Here is a 16,914-nt window from a genome sequence, read left to right on the forward strand (position 1 = left end):
GCGTGCGGGCCGCGGCGGAGGGGCTCAGCCGGTCGGGATACAGCAGCACGTGCGCGCTCAGGCCGTCGATCAGGCCGGCAGGTCGGCCGTGGTCCGGTCGACGTCCACGCCGTCGATCAGTTCGCCGTTGTCCCGGGCGTCGCGCAGCACGCCGCGGACGATCACGCTCAGGTGCTCGCGTTCGCGGCGGTTGCTCTCGGCGACCTTCGGGGCGACCAGGGCGCGATGCCACATGGTCACCTCGAGCACGGTCTCCCGGCGGCGGTCCTCGTCCAGCGGAAGCGGGTCGGTCGGCCCGCTCCGCAGCGCGGCCATCCCGAAGCGGCCGCCGACGACCCGACATGTCGGCGGCCCAAGGCTTTGCCGGCCGATCCCGGCGGACCCCGCACCGTACTCCGCGCCGGGCCCGGTCGGGCGACGTTCGCCGCGCACGGCCGCGCCGGTCGGCGTCCGGGCGCATCTTCGGCAGCATTTCGTCGCCGGGAGTGTGCGCTACAAGATCAGTGACAGCAGCAGTACGAAGCCGCCGGCGACGACCGAGATGATCGTTTCCATCAGGGACCAGGTCTTCACCGTCTGGCCCACGCTCATCCCGAAGTACTCCTTGACCAGCCAGAATCCGGCGTCGTTGAGGTGGCTGAAGAACAGCGACCCGGCGCCCACGGCCAGTACGAGCAGGGCGGTGTGCGTGCTGCTCATGTCCGCCGCCAGCGGGGCCACCAGGCCCGCCGCCGAGATGGTCGCCACCGTCGCCGAGCCGGTGGCCAGGCGGATCGCCACCGCGATCAGCCACGCGAGCAGCAGCGGCGAGACGGCCCAGTCCTGGGATATGTCCAGGATCATTCGGCCGACGCCCACGTCGACCAGGGTCTGCTTGAAGCCGCCGCCCGCGCCGACGATCAGCAGGATGCCGGCGATCGGCAGCAGCGCCTTCTCCACCGTGGTCGACACCCGGTCCCGGGTGAACCCGGCGGCTCGGCCGAGCGTGAACATCGCCACGATCACCGCCGACAGCAGTGCGATCAGCGGCGAGCCGACCACGTCCGCGACCCGCTGGACACGGTCGGCGGGGTCGTCGACGACGATGTCGACCAGTGCCTTGCCGAGCATCAGCGCCACCGGCAGCAGCACGGTGCCCACGGTCACGGCGAAGCTGGGTCGCCGCTCCAGGTCCGCCGAGGAGCGCTCCGGGACCAGGCTCTGCGGCGGCGCGATGTCCACCCAGCGCGCGGCGTAGCGGCCGAACAGCGGGCCGGCGATGGCCAGCGTCGGTATCGCCACCAGCACGCCCAGCGCGAGCACCACGCCCAGGTCGGCGTGGATGGCGTCGATGGCCGCGAGTGGCCCGGGGTGCGGCGGGACCAAACCGTGCATCACGGACAGGCCGGCCAGTGCCGGGATGCCCACCCGCATCAGCGAGTGGTTGCCGCGCTTGGCCACCAGAAGCACGACCGGGATCAGCAGGACCACGCCGACCTCGAAGAACAGCGGCAGCCCGATGATGCCCGCGATCAGCGCCATCGCCCAGGGCATGGTGCGATCGCTCGCCTTGGCCAGGATGGTGTCCACGATCTGGTCGGCGCCGCCGGAGTCGGCCAGCAGCTTGCCCAGGATCGCGCCGAGTGCGATCAGTACGCCCACGCCCGCGACGGTGGAGCCCAGACCCGACGTGAAGCTGGTGATCACCTTGTCCAGCGGAGCTGCCGCCACCGCGCCGAGCGCCAGCGACCCGATGGTCAGCGCGAGGAAGGCGTGCAGCTTGAACCGGCCGATGAGCAGCACGATCACGCCGATGCCGACGAGTACCGCCAGGCCCAGTCGGGCGTGCCCGGCCGAGGTTATCGGCGCGACCGCCGCCCCCGCCGCCAGCGTCGGCAGGTCGATGGTGGTCACGAGTTCCCCTGATTCGCTTCGAGACGGCGCAGCGCGGCGACGGCCTGTTCGGTTATGGCGTCCGGGCCGGGCGAGATGTCGAGCGCGAGTCCCGCCTCGTCCGGCTCCAGCGGTTGCAGATCGGCGAACTGCGAGGCGAGCAGGGCCTCCGGCATGAAGTGGCCGGTCCGCTCGTGCAGGCGCGCGGCGATCAGCGCGCGGTCGCCGACGAGGTGGAAGGTGATCACCCCGGGTGCCGCCCGGCGCAGCCGATCGCGGTAGGCGCGCTTGAGCGCGGAGCAGCCGACCACGCCGCCGGAGCGCTCGTGTGCGGCGAGCCAGTCGCCGATGGCGTCCAGCCACGGCGCACGGTCCACGTCGTCCAACGGGATCCCGGCCGACATCTTGGCGATGTTGGCGGGTGGGTGGAAGTCGTCCGCGTCCGCGTAGGGCACCCGCAGCTCGGCGGCCAGCAGCCGGCCGACCGTCGACTTCCCCGTGCCGGACACACCCATGACCACCACGACGTGGGGGGCGTTCATCGATACCTCGCTGTCCTTGCCCGGCTCGTGCTCGGGCGCCGTCCCATACCCAAACGCATAGGTGATACTTAATCAAGACTTGGGAGTCGTTAAGTCATACGTAATCCGGGCGGCCCGACGCACCCCGCCCAGTAGGCTGATCGCCATGGAGAACGAGGGCCGGGGCTTGCATATGAAGGTGCTGGAGTCCCTCGGGCCGGCCATCACGGCCGGCGTCCACCCCGCCGGCACGGTTTTGCGCACCGACGAGCTGGAGCATCGCTTCGAGGTCTCGCGAACCGTGGTCCGCGAGGCCGTTCGGGTGCTGGAGTCGATGCGGCTCGTCGAGTCGCGGCGCCGGGTCGGAGTCACCGTGTGCCCGCCCGAGCAGTGGAACGTCTTCGACCCGTACGTGATCCGCTGGCGCCTGGCCGGTGCCGATCGCCCGCGCCAGCTCCGGTCGCTGACCGCGCTGCGCTCGGCGATCGAGCCCGCCGCGGCGGCACTGGCCGCCGTGTCCGCGACGCCGACCCAGTGCGCGGCGCTGACCGAGCACGCGCTGGGCATGGTCTCCACCTCGCGCGGTCGGCAGTTGGCGGCGTACCTCGTGCACGACATCGCCTTCCACCGGGTGATTCTGGCCGCGTCGGGCAACGAGATGTTCGCCCGGCTGGGCGATGTGGTCGCCGAGGTGCTGACCGGACGCACCCACCACCATGTGATGTTCCCGGACCCGGACCCGACCGCGGTCACGCTGCACGTGCGCCTCGCCGAGGCGATCCGCGAGGGCGACGCGGCCGGCGCGGAGCGGCTGACCCGCGGGATCACCGTCGGCGCGATGGCCGAACTGGACGTACTGGCACCGCAGTTCGAGACGGGCGCCGATCGGTTCTAGCCGGCCGGCACGACTCGCGACCTGGCCTGCGCCTCGACTCGTGCCCGGCTGCGGCCTGCTTTGCCGGGGTCGGTGGATCACCAACCTCTTTGTCCGGAAAGGGACTTCGCTTCCGTTGGCGTGGTCCAGACCATTGACCGAGTGGTCTGGACCTCTTAACTTGAGGAGCGCACTACGGATGTGAACAACCGGTGAAATAAGGCGTACGACGCGGACCCGGACCGTTCGAACGTCCTTCGCATTCACTCGTCCCCTAGGAGAGTTCCATGCGTAAAAGGACCATCCTGACGGCGCTGACCATCCCCGCCGTCTCGTTTCCCCTGATGACGGCCGGTACGGCGGGTGCGCACGGCTGGGTCACCAGCCCGCCGAGCCGTGCCGCCTACTGCGCCCAGGGCACCGTCACCAACTGCGGTGAGATCCAGTGGGAACCGCAGAGCGTGGAGGGCCCCAAGGGCTTCCCGGCGCGCGGACCGGCCGACGGCAGGCTCTGTGCGGGCGGCAACAGCCGATTCGCCGAACTCGACGACCCGCGTGGCGGCGCGTGGCCGAGCACCGCGGTGACCTCGGGGTCGAGCAAGACGTTCACCTGGAAGCTCACCGCGCGGCACGCCACCACGTCGTTCCGCTACTTCGTCACCAAGTCCGGCTGGAGTCCCAGCCAGCCGATCACCCGGGCGCAGTTGGAGAGCACCCCGTTCCTGACCGTCCCCTACAACGGGGTCCAGCCCGCCGCGACCGTCTCGCACACCGGCACGCTCCCGGCCGGCCGCAGCGGCAAGGCGGTGATCTTCGCGGTCTGGGACATCGCGGACACCGGCAACGCCTTCTACCAGTGCACCGACGTCACCTTCTGATCGACCCACTCGCACGCGCGGACCGCCGGGACCTGTCCGGCGGTCCGTCGGGTTCCGCCGGCAGGGCCCGGTCACCCGCCGCCGGGGCGGGCCCGTACGTGCATGCGCTCGCCCTGCTTGCCGTACAGGCTGAGGAACTCCACCGGCTCCGGCCCGGCGCAGATGAACGCGTGCGGGGTACGGGTGTCGAATTCGGCGGCCTCGCCCGCGGCGAGTACGAGATCGTGCTCGCCCAGGAACAGCCGCAGCCGGCCGGACAGGATGTACATCCACTCGTAGCCCTCGTGCGTCTGCAACTCCGGTTCGGTCCCGCCGACTCCGGGCGGCAGGATCTGCTTGAACGCGTGCAGCCCGCCGCTGTACCGGGTCAACGGAATGATGGTCATCCCGTAGCGCTGGATCGGGCGCGCGTGCACCCGCGGGTCGCCGGTCTCCGGCGCGTCCACCAACTCGTCCAGCTGCACGCCGTACGCCTTCGCCAGCGGGAGCAGCAGTTCCAGGGTGGGTTTGCGCTGCCCGGACTCCAGTCTGGACAACGTGCTGGGGGAGATTCCCGTCGTCGCGCTCAGGTCGGTCAGGGTGGTGCCCCGCTCCTGGCGCAAGGCGCGCAGGCGTGGGCCGACCGCGGTCAGGACGGAGGTGAGATCGCCATTTTTCATGGCTCCATTTGCCGACTCGGCAACAACGTTTGTCAATCGAAGTACGGCAGGCGGACCATGTCGAGCGGGCGCCGAACCACACGTCGCCCGGCCCGATCGGGAGTGGTCGGGCCGCATCCGCCACCGCACGGAGGACCCCACGATGACCGACGACCGGATCACCGAGCACGCCGAACAGCCCTCGGCAGCGGAAATCTGGGACGCGCGCTATGCGGAGAGCAACCGGATCTGGAGCGGCAACCCGAACGCCGCCCTGGTTCGCGAGACCTCGGACCTGCCGCCCGGCCGGGCCCTGGACCTGGGCTGCGGCGAGGGCGGCGACGCGATCTGGCTCGCCAAGCGGGGTTGGCGGGTCACCGCCACCGACGTCTCCCGGATCGCCCTGGAGCGGGCGGCCGAGCACGCGAAGGCGGAGCAGGTCGCCGAGCTGATCGACTGGCAGTGGCACGACCTGGGCGCGACCTTCCCGGCCGGCACCTTCGACCTGGTCTCGGCGCACTTCCTGCACTCGCACGGCGAGTTGAACCGCGAAGCGATCCTGCGTACCGCCGCCACGACGGTCGCGCCCGGCGGCGTGCTGTTGATCGTCGGCCACTCGGGGCTCCCGCCGTGGGAGAAGAACCCACACCCCGGTGTGGTCCTGCCGACCCCCGACGAGGTTCTCGCCGCGCTCGAACTCCCGGAGGGGCAGTGGGAGGTGCTCCGCAAGGAGGAGCACGAGCGGATCCAGAACGACCCCGAGGGCCGGCCGATCACCCGCACGGACAACACCGTGATGGTGCGCCGTCGCCCGACCGGCTGAGCGGGTTCCGGAACCACCGGAGCCGATGGGGCACGGGAGCGTGCCCGGCACCGGGGGTACGATCCGGCGCCGGGAGTTCGATCCGGTCCCGGGAATCGGGTGCGGCGCCGGGAGCCTGGTCGGCTCCGGGAGTTCGATCCGGCTCCGGGATCGGATCCGGCGCCGAGAGTCCGGTCCGGCGCCGAGTTCCGGATCCGATCAGGCGGGTTCGTGCGTGACGGAGCAGCCGTCCGCCCCCGTTCGCCGGACCCGGCTCACGCCGCCGTCGGCCCACCACACGTCCGCGTCCGACGCCGTCACCGTCACCCGCGGCGCCGGGACGAGCGCGGTGTCCGCCCAGGTCAGCGACAGCACGGTGACCAGCGGGCCGGTCGCCACCGTGCCCTCCAGCACGGCCAGTTCGGCCTGCTCGCCGAACGCGGTTCCGTGCGCCGCCGCGTGCACGGCCGCCCGCTCCCAGCCGTGCGCGCCGGTCAGCGTGCTGCGCACCGACGCGGTGTCCACCCGCGCGCCGAGCCCCTCGACCGCGGACCGCAACCGGGCGCCGGCTGCCGCAGCGGGCGCCCACCCGCTCGCGCGCACCGCGGTGCCCGTCGGCGCCAGGACGTGGTGCACGCGTACCTCGTACGGCCCGCGCACCACGCTGACCGACACGATCCGGGTGTCCGGGACCGGGTGCCCGTCGAGTGTGGGCGAATGCGCCGAGGCGGCCCATCCGGGACCCGCGCCCAGCGGCTCGATCCGGCCGCGTTCGGTCACCCGGCCGGCCAGTACCAGCCCGATGTGGTTGTCCGCCGGATCGCCGCAACGTGTGGGGCCGGTCAGCGTCGAGTAGGCCAGCCGCGCGTACAGCGGATCGTCGGCGTCGAGCGCGGCGGCCGGCACGGCCGGCTGGTGGTCGGCGCCGTGGTTGACCAGCCGGGCCACGCCGTGCCCGGCGTGCACGAGCAGTCCGGGACCGGGCAGGCCCAGTGCAGGGTCCGCGTCCGCCTGCTCGGCCGGTCCGGCGCTCTCGCGCGCGGTCCACACCTCGTGCCGCTCGGGCAGCAGCAGGCCGACGAAGCCCTTGGCCGCCCAGTACGGCGACGCCGAGCCCGAGTAGGGCTGTACGGTCGCCGCGTCCGGGCCGTACCAGCCGAGCGAGAGCAGGCCGTCGCGGGCCGCGCCGCGGTCCAGGAAGTGGCGCAGCACGCCGCTCGCCAGGCGCCGGGTGGTGCCCGGCGAGTACGGCGTGGCGTCCACGAGCGCGCCCAGCCACAGCGGGGCCGCGGACGCGAACCGGTAGGTCAGCGAACGCCCCTGGTGCAGCGGCGCGCCGGTGCGGTCGAAGAGCCGGCCGTATCCGGTCAGGAACTCGCGCAGCCGCTCGCGGCGCACCGGGTCGGTCGGCTCGCCCGCGACCGCCGCGCACAGCAGCGGATACAGGTGCATGGCCCAGCCGTTGTAGTGGTCGAAGTACCGCCCGGCGCCGTCGGTGTACCACCCGTCGCCGACGTACCACTTCTCGATCCGGGCCAGGCCGCGGTCGATCGCGGCCCGGGCCTGTCCGGTGTGCCGGTCGGCCGCCTCCAGGAAGGTGCCCACCGCGACCGGGAAGAGCCACCAGTTGTTGTCCACCGGTTCGTGCCGCAGCGCACCGGCGAGCCAGTCGGCCGCCCGCTCGCGGACGGACTCGTCGAGCCGATCCCACAACTGATCCTTCGTCAGGTGCAGGGCCAGGGCCACCGAAGCGGCCTCCACCATCGCCTGGCCGCGATCGACCACGGCCGGCCACGATTCCGCATCCGCCGTGCCCGGCGCGGCCGTTCCCGCGCGCAGCCCGTCCGCGTACGGCTCCAGCAGGGCCGCCGGGACGGGCCGGCCGGAGGCGGCGGTGCCGGCCGCGCGCAGCGCCGCGAGCAGGAACGTACGGGCGTAGCCCTCCAGGCCGTCCGAGCGCTCGCCGGACCAACTCGTGCGTCCGGGCAGGGTGATCAGCGCGCCGCCCGGGGAGCGGTACGGGCGCACCGCGGTGAGCAGACCGTCGGCCACCGCCTCCCAGTGCGCCCGGGTCCAGCCGGTGTACGGGCTCAGGGTGCGGTCCTCCGGGGGCAGCACGAAGGGGTGCGGTGTGTTCACGGATCTCCTCGACTGGACGCTCCCGGGCGTCGACACGCTAGGGGGGTCGATCGATCAGGTCAAGAGCCGGTTTGATCGAACGATCCTTTTCAATCAAAATCGAATGGCGATGCCCTAGGCTGAGCCGGTGACCGGACAGCAGCCGGGCGCAGGGGGGCACGGCCCGTTCCGGGCGTGCGCTGATTCGGAAGGACGACGTCCACGGTGTTGGCGGAACAGCGGCAGGAACTCATTCTCAGAACGGCCCGCGAACAGGGCAGCGTCAAGGTGGTCGAGATCGCCGAGGAGCTGGGCGTGTCCCTGGTCACCGTGCGGCGCGACGTGACCGCCCTTGTGGCGAGCGGTCTGCTGGCCCGGGTGCACGGCGGCGCCACCCTGCCGCACGCGCGCCCGTCCGTGCCGGAGCCGGGCCGGCCGCCGGCGAACGGCCACGACGGGCCGACGGTGGGCATGCTCGTGCCGTCCGCCACCTACTACTTTCCGGAGGTCGTGCGCGGCGCCCGGGACGCGGTCGAGGCGATCGGCGGCCGGCTGGTGCTGGGTATCTCGCGCTATCTGCCCAGCGAGGACCGCGACCAGGTGGACCAGCTGTTGCGCGGTGGCGTGGACGGCCTGCTGCTGACCCCCTCGCGGGCGCCGGGGCCGGGCGGCGAGGACGCGTGGATGGGGCGACTGCCGGTGCCCGTCGTGCTGGTGGAGCGCCGCGCCGAGATCGGCTCCGGGCTCGAACACCTGGACCGGGTGGCCTCCGATCACGCGTTGGGCGCGGCGCAGGCGGTCCGCCGGCTGGGCACGCTGGGCCACGAGCGCATCCTGCTCGTGGCCCGGCTGGGCAGTCCGACCACGCCCGCCGTGCACGCCGGGTACACCGCCGCGATGGCCGCGTCGGGTCTGACCCCGCCGGATCCGGCCGGGGTGGAGACGCCGCATCCGGGTGAGGACGCGGACGGCTTCGACCGGGCGGTCGCCAGGGTGATCGAGGCGGCCCGCTCGGGCGCGGCCACCGCCGCGCTCGTGCACAACGACCAGGACGCGCTGCTGCTGGTGTCCCGGTTGCGTGCGGCGGGCCTGGACGTGCCCGGTGACCTGGCGCTGATCGCGTACGACGACGAGGTGGCCGCGCTGGCCGATCCGCCGCTGAGTGCGATCGCGCCGGCCAAGCACGAGGTGGGCCGGATCGCGGTCGAGCTGCTCGCCGCGCGGTTGGCCGACGGGGACGACGGGCGCGCGCCGCGGCACATCTCGCTGGTGCCCAGGCTGCGGTTGCGGGCCACCACCGAGCCGGCCGACCGGGGGGAGTCGATCGAGTCGGCCGAGCCGATGCGGACAAGCGAAAGTAACCAAGCCACTCTGTGATCGAACGATCATAGCGAGTTTCGTTTTTCATCGATTGTTCATTTGCTCTTGACGCTGTTCGCTCCTGACCGAATGATGCTCGCTATCGCCTTCGATGCAGGTTCGACCCAGGAGCGTCCATGCAGCGCACATCCATCAGACTCGGCACGGCTCTCGTCGGCATAGTCACCGCCCTGAGCCTCGTCACCGGCTGTGGTGGCGGCGACGACAAGAAGAAGGACGCCGGCGCCGCCCCCGCCGCCCCGGGCGGCGGCTCGGGCCAGAAGCAGGAACTCACCTTCTGGTCCTGGACCAAGGGCACCCAGGAGGTCGTGGACGCGTTCAACAAGTCGCACCCCGACATCCAGGTCAAGTACGAGCAGATCCCGTCCGGCAACGCGGGCGGCTACGCGAAGATGGCCAACGCGGTCAAGGCGGGCAACGCCCCCGACGTGCTCACCATCGAATACCCGCAACTGCCGGACTTCGTCAGCCAGGGGGCCGTGCAGGACCTCACGTCGAAGGTGTCCGGCCTCAAGTCGAAGTTCCCCGCGTCGGTGAACAAGCTGACCGAGCTCGGCGGCAAGACCTGGGCGGTGCCGCTGGACGCCGCACCGATGGCGCTGTACTACCGCAAGGACTTCTTCACCGACCACAACATCGCCGTGCCCAAGACCTGGGACGAGTACCGGGCCGCCGCCGAGCAGGTCAAGAAGGCCGATCCGAACGCCCGGATCGGCACCTTCTACCCGGACGACCCCAGCACCATGGCCGGGCTCACCTGGCAGGCCGGCGGTGCCTGGTTCGGCACCGAGGGCGACGCGTGGAAGGTCTCGCTCACCGACCCGAACGCGCGCAAGGTCGGCGAGTACTGGAACAAGCTGGTCACCGACGACCTGGTGCGCGTGCAGCCCTCGTTCAGCCAGCAGTGGAACGCCGACCTCAAGAGCGGCGGCACGGTCGGCATCGTCGGCGCCTCGTGGAGCGCGGGCGTGCTCAAGAGCAGCCAGCCCGACCTGGCCGGCAAGTGGGCGGTCGCGCCGCTGCCGGACTGGGGCACCCCGTCCAACGGCATGCTCGGCGGCTCGACCTTCGCGGTGAGCAAGGACAGCAAGAAGAGCAAGGCCGCGCTCACCTTCATCGAGTGGATGACCACCACCAAGGAGGGCATCTCCGCGCGGATCGCCTCCGGCACCTCCAGCGCGTACCCGGCCGCCACCGAACTGGTGCCCACCGCGGCACAGTTCTTCGACACCGGCTACTTCGGCAAGCAGGACATCTACCCGCTGTTCACCGAGGCGACCGGGAAGATCGGCGCCGGCTGGACCTGGGGTCCGTCGATGACCCAGACCAACACCATCCTCAAGGACCAGTTCGGCAAGCTCTCCAGCGGCGGCAGCATCGTGGGCGCCCTGGAGGAGGCCCAGCGGAGCACCGTCGAGGACCTGAAGAAGCGCGGCATCTCGGTCAAGAGCTGACCGCTCGGCCCGCGCGGCCGCACTTCGGCCCGACCCGTGATCCGCAGGCCCCCGGTGCGCTCGGCCACAGCCGCCCCGCACCGGGGGACCGCCACGAGGAAGCAGTTCCATGAACACATCCCTGCGCGCCGGACGCCGGCGCCGGAAGACCACCGCCGCGCTGTTCCTGACCCCGTTCTACGCGCTGTTCATCGCCACCATGGTCGTGCCGATCGGTTACGCGATCTGGCTCAGCCTGTTCACCGAGAAGACCTCGGGCCTGGGCTTCGGCGGCACCAGACGCGTGTTCAGCGGCTTCGGCAACTACGCCGACGCGCTCGGCGACGACAAGTTCCGTGACGGATTCGTCGCGATCGGGCTGTACTGCCTCCTCTACATCCCGGTGATGGTCGGCACCGCCCTCGCCCTGGCGCTCCTGCTGGACTCGGCGCTGGCCCGGGCGCGTCGGTTCTTCCAACTCGCCCTGTTCCTGCCGCACGCGGTCCCGGGCATCATCGCCGCGTTGATCTGGGTCTACCTCTACACGCCGGGCCTGAGCCCGGTCGTGGAACTGCTCGAATCCGGCGGCCTGCACTGGGACTTCCTGGCCTCGGACACCGCGCTGTTCTCGATCGTCAACATCGCCACGTGGGAGTGGATCGGCTACAACATGATCATCTTCTACGCCGCGCTCCAGGCGATCCCGCGCGAGGTGGTCGAGGCGGCCACCGTCGACGGCGCCGGGCCGGTGCGCATCGCGGTCTCGGTGAAGATCCCGATGATCCGCGCCGCCGTCGCGATGACGATGTTGTTCACCATCATCGGCTCGCTGCAACTGTTCACCGAGCCGTCCATCCTCAGCGACGCCAACCCCGCCGTGGGCAGTTCCTGGACACCCAACATGTACGCCTACTCGGCCGCCTTCCGCGCCAACGACTTCGGCCTCGCGGCGGCCGCCTCGGTGCTGCTCGCCGTGTTCGCCGCGGCGCTGTCGTTCGGCGTCACCCGCCTGTCGTCCGGACGGAGGACCGCATGAGCACCACCGTGCAGCAGCCGGACGGGGTCGCGGCCGACGCGCCCGCGCCCACCCGTAAACCCGCAGCGGGGCCCGCCCGCCGCCCACGCGCCAAGGGCCGCGCCACCGAGGCGCTGATGGGCAAGGTCGCCGTCAACGGCGCCCTGGTGCTGGTCACGCTCTACATGATGTTGCCGCTGGCCTGGCTGCTGATCGCCGCGACCAAGGACATGGGCGGCCTGTTCGGCGGCGACGGCTTCGCGTTCGAGGGATTCCACTTCACCGAGAACGTCAAGGCCGTCAGCACCGAGGGCGACGGCATCTACTGGCACTGGTACCTCAACAGCCTGCTCTACGCCGGCGTCGGCGCGGCGCTCGGCTCGTTCATCAGCGTGCTCGCCGGCTACGCGTTCGACAAGTTCGACTTCCCCGGCAAGGAGAAGCTGTTCGGCGGCGTGCTGCTGGGCGTGCTCGTGCCCACCACCGCCGTCGCGCTGCCGCTGTACCTGCTCGCGTCCAAGGTGGGCCTGGTCAACACCTTCTGGGCGGTGTTCATCCCGGTCATCGTCAATCCGTTCGGCGTCTACCTGGCCCGGGTGTTCAGCGCCGGATACATCCCCGGCGAGGTGCTCGAAGCCGCCCGAATGGACGGCGCCGGCGAGATCCGGACCTTCTTCTCGGTCGCCATGCCGATGATGATGCCGGGCTTCGTGACCATCTTCCTGTTCCAGTTCACCGCGATCTGGAACAACTTCTTCCTGCCCCTGGTGATGCTCTCCGACCAGAAGCTGTACCCGGTCAGCCTGGGTCTGTATTCGTGGAACACCAACGCGCACGCGTACCCCGAGTTCTATCCGCTGGTCATCACCGGCTCTCTGATGGCCGTGGTCCCGCTGGTCGTCGCCTTCGTCTCGCTCCAGCGCCACTGGCGTGCGGGCCTGTCCGCGGGGAGCGTCAAGTGAGCAACGGCACCGCCCGATTCGAGCCCGCCGCCGGCGCGCCCGCACCGGCACGACACCGACCCCGACTCCTGCTCGCGATGGATCCGTCCGTGGCCGGGCGCATCCTGGACACCCGGGCACGCGAGCGACTCGTCGCGCTGGCCGACGTCGATCTCGACCTGATCGCCGACGACTTCGACAGCCCCGAGGCCGCCGCAGCGCTGGCCGAGGCGGAAGTCCTGTTCACCTGCTGGGGCAGCGCCCGCCTGGACGCCGCGGTGTTGGCCCGGGCACCACGACTGCGCGCGGTGGTGCACGCGGCCGGCTCGGTCAAGCACCACGTCACCGACGCCGCCTGGGAACGCGGCCTGATCGTCTCCTCGGGCGCCGCGGCCAACGCCCTGCCGGTGGCCGAGTACACCGTCGCCGCCGTACTGTTCGCCAACAAGCGGGTCCTGCAGATCCGGGACGCCTACCGCGCGGAGCGGCGCCTGGTGGACTGGGACGCGCGGTTCCCGGGTTTCGGCAACTACCGGCGCACCATCGGTATCGTCGGCGCCTCCCGGATCGGCCGCCGGGTGCTCGAATTGCTCCGCCCGTTCGATTTCGAACTGCTGCTGCACGACCCGTATGTGACTGCCGATCAGGCCGCGGCACTGGGCGCGCGCGGGGTGGATCTGGACGAACTGGTGCGAAGCTCGGACGTGGTCAGCGTGCACGCACCCGAACTTGAGTCCACCCGACACCTCCTGGACCGCCGCCGGCTCGCGCTGATGCGGGACGGCGCGACGCTGATCAACACCGCCCGCGGCTCCCTCGTGGACCAGGACGCACTCACCGAGGAACTGGTCGCGGGCCGACTCGACGCCGTCATCGACGTCACCGAACCGGACGTACTCCCGGCCGCCTCGCCGCTCTACGACCTGCCCAACGTGCTCCTGACCCCACACATCGCCGGCTCCCTGGGCGGAGAACTGCGCCGCATGGTCGCCCTGGCCCTGGACGAACTCGACCGCTACACCCGAGGCGTCCCCTTCAGCCACGCAGTCGAACCGGCAACGCTGACCCACTCGGCCTGAAGCAACCTCGAACGCCGGCCGGCCCGCGAACCCGCCCCGGCCGGTGTTCGAGGCAAAGACCCCACTAACCCGAGTCCCCCACCTCGCCCCCGCCGGCACCCGGCACCGACTCGGCCCGTCCCAAGCCCGATGCCCGCAATCTCAGCCCCGTCGGTCTTCGGTACCGGATTCGGTCCGACTCAAGTGTGAGGGCCGCGATTTCAGCCCGGCCGGCGTTTGAGGCCACCCCGGAGCAACCGACGCGCGAGGTCCGCCGAAACCGTCAGCCCGGCCGGCGTTCGAGGCCGACTAGCCCGGCCGGCGCTTGAGGCCGAGAGACCCGGCCCACAAATCTTCCGGCCCCGGCCGGAGGCACTTGCACGACCCCCCAGACCGGAGGTCACATGCACGGCTTCAGACCCCTGACCCTCGCCCTCTCGGCGACCCTCCTGGCCACGGCATGCCTGGCTACCGCCCAAGCCGCCGGAGCCACGACCGCATCCCCGACCACGACGTACGTCGACTGCGGCGTAGGCCGACCGGACGCCACCGGGACCACCCCCGAGGACCCACTGGGCGACCTCGCCCCGATCAACACCCGCACCTTCGCCGCGGGCGACCGCGTCCTGTTCCGCGCCGGCACCGTGTGCACCGGCACGCTCACCCCGAAGGGCTCCGGCACCGCGGGCAACCCGATCACGATCGGCGCCTACGGCGAGGGCCCGCGCCCGGTGATCCAGGGCATCGGCGGCCCCTCCACCGTGCGCTTGGTCGATCAGAGCTGGTGGACCGTGCAGGGCCTCCACGTGACCAACCCGGCGACCACGCAGGCCCTGCGTACCGGAGTTCAGATCGACACCACCACCCCGGAGCGCAAGTACGGGATCGTGTTGCGCGACCTGGAGGTCTCCGACGTCGCCGGCTGGAGCGACAAGACCGGTGCCAACGCGGGTTGGTTCTCCGCCTCGGCCGGCATCGTCGTGCTCGGCCGGGCGACCGCCGGCCCGATCGAGGGCCTGACCATCGCCGACAACCAGGTGCACGACACCGGTGGCGGCGGCATCAAGATCTCGGTCAAGCCCGCCGACTTCCACCGCGACGTGCTGATCCGGGCGAACACCATCCGCAGCGTCGGCGGCGACGGGATCGTGGTGCACGGCTCGGACGCGCCGCTGGTCGAGTACAACCTCTTCGACGACGGCGGAGGCGGCAAGTACCCCTACGTCAACGGGAACTTCGCCGGGATGTGGCCGATCAACTCGCGTGACCCGGTGTTCCAGTACAACGAGGTCACTCGGCAACGACCGTCCATCTTCGACTCGACCGCGTGGGACTGCGACGGCGCGATCACCGGTTCGTGCACCTACCAGTACAACTACTCGCACGACAACGGCGGCGGCTTCTACCTCGGCTGCCAGAACTGCACCGCCCTCGGCAACTTCCACGCCACCCAGATCCTGCGCTTCAACATCGCCCAGGACGACTGCCGGATCCGGGCCAACGCGTCGGGCGACAACACCAGCCCGCTGCGGATGTACAACAACACCTTCTTCTGCCCGAGCAAGAAGATGGACGTCGAACTCCCGGGTGGCGCCTCGGCGGACACGCTGGTCGCCAACAACGTCTTCGTCGCCGGTCAGGGCGCGCTGCCCACGGGAGCGGGGATCAGGTATCAGGCCAACGTCTACCACGGCGGCTTCACCGTACCCATCGGAGACCCCTCGGCCGTGACCGGCGACCCGGGCCTGGCCGCCCCCGGCACCGCGACCGGCCGTACCGACGCGAGCGGTTACGCGTTGCTTGCCGGATCTCCCGCGCTGGGCAGCGGAGTCGCGGTGCCGGGCATGGGCACGCACGACTACTTCGGCAATCCCGTGACGGGCGGTGGCGCGGGGGTCAACCGGGGCGCCTACAACGGCTCGGCGGTGGCCGCGCCGCGCTATTCGTCGATCGCCGCCGCTTACAACAACGTCGGGGTCGGCGACGACGCCAACCCGAACACCGGCGGCCTCGGGCTGTCCGGACGCAGCTACTCCGGGCCGGCGCTGGCGGCGGCCGGATACGTCCCGGGCGGTACGGTCGGCGCGGGCGGCGCCCAATTCACGTGGCACCCGCGCGCGTACGGTCTGCCGGACAACGTCAAGGTCGCCGGGCAGCGCATCGCGCTGACCGGCAGCGGCAGTCGCCTCGTGGTGCTGGGCGCGGGCGCGTACGGGGCGCAAAGCGGCACCGTCACCGTCACCTACACCGACGGCACGTCCTCGACCGCGACGCTCACCCTGGGCGACTGGTGGAGCACCGCCGCCGGTCCGTCCGATCAGGTCGCGGTCCGCGCCGCCTATCACCACAAGCCGCAGACCGACTACCGCAATCCGGCCACGGCACGGTCCGAGGAGGACGTCACGGTAAGGGTCGCGTCATTGGCGATCGACCCGTCCCGGACGGTGGATTCGGTGACCCTGCCGACGGGCGGCCCGATTGCCGGGCCCGGGTTGCACGTGTTCGATCTGAAGGTCGTCGCCTGATGTCCGGCCGGGGACGGGCCGGGAGTCCGGCGCGCGGAGTCGAGCCGCAGGCGGGCGTCACGTGCCGCCGCCGGCGGCGCGTGCTCGGCTGGGCCGCCGCACTGACCGCGACGATCGCGGTCGTGGGTGTCTCGGTGGCCTTCCTGGGCCCGTCCTCGGCATCCGGACGGGCGACACCCGCATCCGGCGGCGGCCCGGCCTCGCGGGCGGAGGCCGTCAATTCGGCCGCCGTGGTCGCGACGGTCGACGAAGTACCGCTCACAGCTGGTGAGTTGCGTCGGGCCGCGATGCGGTTGCGGGCCGAGGTGGTCGCGGAGTTCCCGATCACCGGGGCGCGCGCCCAGTACTGGCGGACGCCGATCGCGGGTCGGACGCCGCACGAGGTGCTGACGGAGCGGGCGTTGCGGGCGGCGGCGCAGGATTCGGTGCTGCGGCGTTGGGCGCAGCAGGCCGGGGTGTTGGCCGACCCGACCGAGGCCGGATTCCGGGCCCGATTCGAAGCCGAGAACGCGCGCCGCGCGGCGGCCCGGGCGTCCAGGCGTCCGGTGCCGGGTGTGCCGAGCTACGACGAGGACGGCTTCGCACGCAACGAGGCGGCCGAACTCGCGCGGGCGCTACGCGAGTCGCCGTCGGACCGAGTGGACCTGTCCGAGTCGCGACTGCGCGATCGCTACGCCGAACTGGCGGGTGCGGCCGGGCCGTCGGCCGAGGTGCCATCGTTCGAGCAGGCCCGGGACCGGATTCGGCTCGATCTCCTGTCGGCCGCATTCGACGGGGAACTGTCGCGAAGGGTGGCCACGGCGCGCACGATTGCCCTGCCGGCGGCCGACGCCGTGATCGGCGGAGCCGAATAGTCCGG

At 71.4% G+C, this 16,914-nt stretch carries 15 protein-coding genes; 10 read left to right on the plus strand and 5 right to left on the minus strand.

What is annotated here, in order from left to right; translation table 11 throughout:
* Window positions 1–69 precede the first annotated feature (69 nt).
* From A3IC_RS0150135 to A3IC_RS0150145, 3 genes are all read right to left on the minus strand, one after another.
* Window positions 70–315 carry a TetR family transcriptional regulator C-terminal domain-containing protein gene (locus tag A3IC_RS0150135; protein ID WP_020557599.1) on the minus strand — a complete coding sequence of 82 codons (246 nt, stop codon included), beginning with the start codon at window positions 313–315 and terminating at the stop codon, window positions 70–72.
* A 177-nt stretch (window positions 316–492) separates the two neighbouring features.
* Entirely contained in the window at window positions 493–1,893 is a 1,401-nt protein-coding gene (locus A3IC_RS0150140) for a GntT/GntP/DsdX family permease (RefSeq protein WP_020557600.1), read from the minus strand.
* The gene (locus tag A3IC_RS0150145) at window positions 1,890–2,414 is read right to left on the minus strand and encodes a gluconokinase (protein WP_026219678.1); all 525 of its coding nucleotides are present in this window, start codon (window positions 2,412–2,414) and stop codon (window positions 1,890–1,892) included. Before A3IC_RS0150145 ends, A3IC_RS0150140 begins: the two co-directional genes overlap by 4 nt.
* A 145-nt stretch (window positions 2,415–2,559) precedes the next feature.
* Between A3IC_RS0150145 and A3IC_RS0150150 the strand changes: the two genes are divergently transcribed.
* Both A3IC_RS0150150 and A3IC_RS0150155 read left to right on the plus strand, forming a co-directional pair.
* On the plus strand, window positions 2,560–3,288 hold the full coding sequence (locus A3IC_RS0150150) for a FadR/GntR family transcriptional regulator (RefSeq protein ID WP_026219679.1): 729 nt from the start codon (window positions 2,560–2,562) through the stop codon (window positions 3,286–3,288).
* Window positions 3,289–3,554: 266 nt separating this feature from the next.
* A complete protein-coding gene (locus A3IC_RS0150155; RefSeq protein WP_020557603.1) occupies window positions 3,555–4,145 on the plus strand; it encodes a lytic polysaccharide monooxygenase auxiliary activity family 9 protein in 591 nt (196 codons plus the stop codon).
* A gap of 71 nt (window positions 4,146–4,216) precedes the next feature.
* Here A3IC_RS0150155 and A3IC_RS0150160 read toward each other — a convergent pair whose 3' ends face one another.
* A complete protein-coding gene (locus tag A3IC_RS0150160) occupies window positions 4,217–4,804 on the minus strand; it encodes a helix-turn-helix domain-containing protein (RefSeq protein WP_020557604.1) in 588 nt (195 codons plus the stop codon).
* Between the two features lie 142 nt (window positions 4,805–4,946).
* On the opposite strand from A3IC_RS0150160, the gene A3IC_RS0150165 reads away from it, so the two are divergent.
* Window positions 4,947–5,606 carry a class I SAM-dependent methyltransferase gene (locus A3IC_RS0150165; RefSeq protein ID WP_020557605.1) on the plus strand — a complete coding sequence of 220 codons (660 nt, stop codon included), beginning with the start codon at window positions 4,947–4,949 and terminating at the stop codon, window positions 5,604–5,606.
* 198 nt (window positions 5,607–5,804) lie between these two features.
* On the opposite strand, the gene A3IC_RS0150170 is transcribed toward A3IC_RS0150165, so the two are convergent.
* A complete protein-coding gene (locus A3IC_RS0150170) occupies window positions 5,805–7,724 on the minus strand; it encodes a DUF2264 domain-containing protein (protein ID WP_020557606.1) in 1,920 nt (639 codons plus the stop codon).
* A 204-nt stretch (window positions 7,725–7,928) separates the two neighbouring features.
* Here A3IC_RS0150170 and A3IC_RS61230 point away from each other — a divergent pair, with 204 nt between their 5' ends.
* From A3IC_RS61230 to A3IC_RS72245, 7 genes are all read left to right on the plus strand, one after another.
* Complete coding sequence (locus A3IC_RS61230; protein ID WP_020557607.1) at window positions 7,929–9,080, plus strand: substrate-binding domain-containing protein; 1,152 nt, start codon at window positions 7,929–7,931, stop codon at window positions 9,078–9,080.
* A gap of 119 nt (window positions 9,081–9,199) precedes the next feature.
* Complete coding sequence (locus tag A3IC_RS0150180) at window positions 9,200–10,537, plus strand: ABC transporter substrate-binding protein (RefSeq protein WP_020557608.1); 1,338 nt, start codon at window positions 9,200–9,202, stop codon at window positions 10,535–10,537.
* A gap of 109 nt (window positions 10,538–10,646) precedes the next feature.
* A complete protein-coding gene (locus A3IC_RS0150185) occupies window positions 10,647–11,552 on the plus strand; it encodes a carbohydrate ABC transporter permease (RefSeq protein ID WP_020557609.1) in 906 nt (301 codons plus the stop codon).
* A complete protein-coding gene (locus tag A3IC_RS0150190) occupies window positions 11,549–12,493 on the plus strand; it encodes a carbohydrate ABC transporter permease (RefSeq protein ID WP_020557610.1) in 945 nt (314 codons plus the stop codon). Before A3IC_RS0150185 ends, A3IC_RS0150190 begins: the two co-directional genes overlap by 4 nt.
* 77 nt (window positions 12,494–12,570) lie before the next feature.
* On the plus strand, window positions 12,571–13,551 hold the full coding sequence (locus A3IC_RS0150195; RefSeq protein ID WP_040878870.1) for a hydroxyacid dehydrogenase: 981 nt from the start codon (window positions 12,571–12,573) through the stop codon (window positions 13,549–13,551).
* 383 nt (window positions 13,552–13,934) lie between these two features.
* Complete coding sequence (locus A3IC_RS61235) at window positions 13,935–16,055, plus strand: right-handed parallel beta-helix repeat-containing protein (protein ID WP_020557612.1); 2,121 nt, start codon at window positions 13,935–13,937, stop codon at window positions 16,053–16,055.
* A complete protein-coding gene (locus A3IC_RS72245; protein ID WP_020557613.1) occupies window positions 16,055–16,909 on the plus strand; it encodes a hypothetical protein in 855 nt (284 codons plus the stop codon). The genes A3IC_RS61235 and A3IC_RS72245 overlap by 1 nt, the downstream gene beginning before the upstream one ends.
* Window positions 16,910–16,914 lie beyond the last annotated feature (5 nt).

Source organism: Embleya scabrispora DSM 41855 (assembly GCF_000372745.1).
In the GTDB taxonomy this organism is placed as follows: Bacteria; Actinomycetota; Actinomycetes; order Streptomycetales; family Streptomycetaceae; genus Embleya; species Embleya scabrispora.

What these genes read in the sequence shown, in the direction of transcription:
- A3IC_RS0150135 (WP_020557599.1), bottom strand. Translation starts at nt 315, where the DNA reads ATGGCCGCGCTGCGGAGCGGGCCGACCGACCCGCTTCCGCTGGACGAG.
- A3IC_RS0150145 (WP_026219678.1), bottom strand. Translation starts at nt 2,414, where the DNA reads ATGAACGCCCCCCACGTCGTGGTGGTCATGGGTGTGTCCGGCACGGGG.
- A3IC_RS0150150 (WP_026219679.1), top strand. Translation starts at nt 2,560, where the DNA reads ATGGAGAACGAGGGCCGGGGCTTGCATATGAAGGTGCTGGAGTCCCTC.
- A3IC_RS0150155 (WP_020557603.1), top strand. Translation starts at nt 3,555, where the DNA reads ATGCGTAAAAGGACCATCCTGACGGCGCTGACCATCCCCGCCGTCTCG.
- A3IC_RS0150160 (WP_020557604.1), bottom strand. Translation starts at nt 4,804, where the DNA reads ATGAAAAATGGCGATCTCACCTCCGTCCTGACCGCGGTCGGCCCACGC.
- A3IC_RS0150165 (WP_020557605.1), top strand. Translation starts at nt 4,947, where the DNA reads ATGACCGACGACCGGATCACCGAGCACGCCGAACAGCCCTCGGCAGCG.
- A3IC_RS0150180 (WP_020557608.1), top strand. Translation starts at nt 9,200, where the DNA reads ATGCAGCGCACATCCATCAGACTCGGCACGGCTCTCGTCGGCATAGTC.
- A3IC_RS0150185 (WP_020557609.1), top strand. Translation starts at nt 10,647, where the DNA reads ATGAACACATCCCTGCGCGCCGGACGCCGGCGCCGGAAGACCACCGCC.
- A3IC_RS0150190 (WP_020557610.1), top strand. Translation starts at nt 11,549, where the DNA reads ATGAGCACCACCGTGCAGCAGCCGGACGGGGTCGCGGCCGACGCGCCC.
- A3IC_RS0150195 (WP_040878870.1), top strand. Translation starts at nt 12,571, where the DNA reads ATGGATCCGTCCGTGGCCGGGCGCATCCTGGACACCCGGGCACGCGAG.
- A3IC_RS61235 (WP_020557612.1), top strand. Translation starts at nt 13,935, where the DNA reads ATGCACGGCTTCAGACCCCTGACCCTCGCCCTCTCGGCGACCCTCCTG.
- A3IC_RS72245 (WP_020557613.1), top strand. Translation starts at nt 16,055, where the DNA reads ATGTCCGGCCGGGGACGGGCCGGGAGTCCGGCGCGCGGAGTCGAGCCG.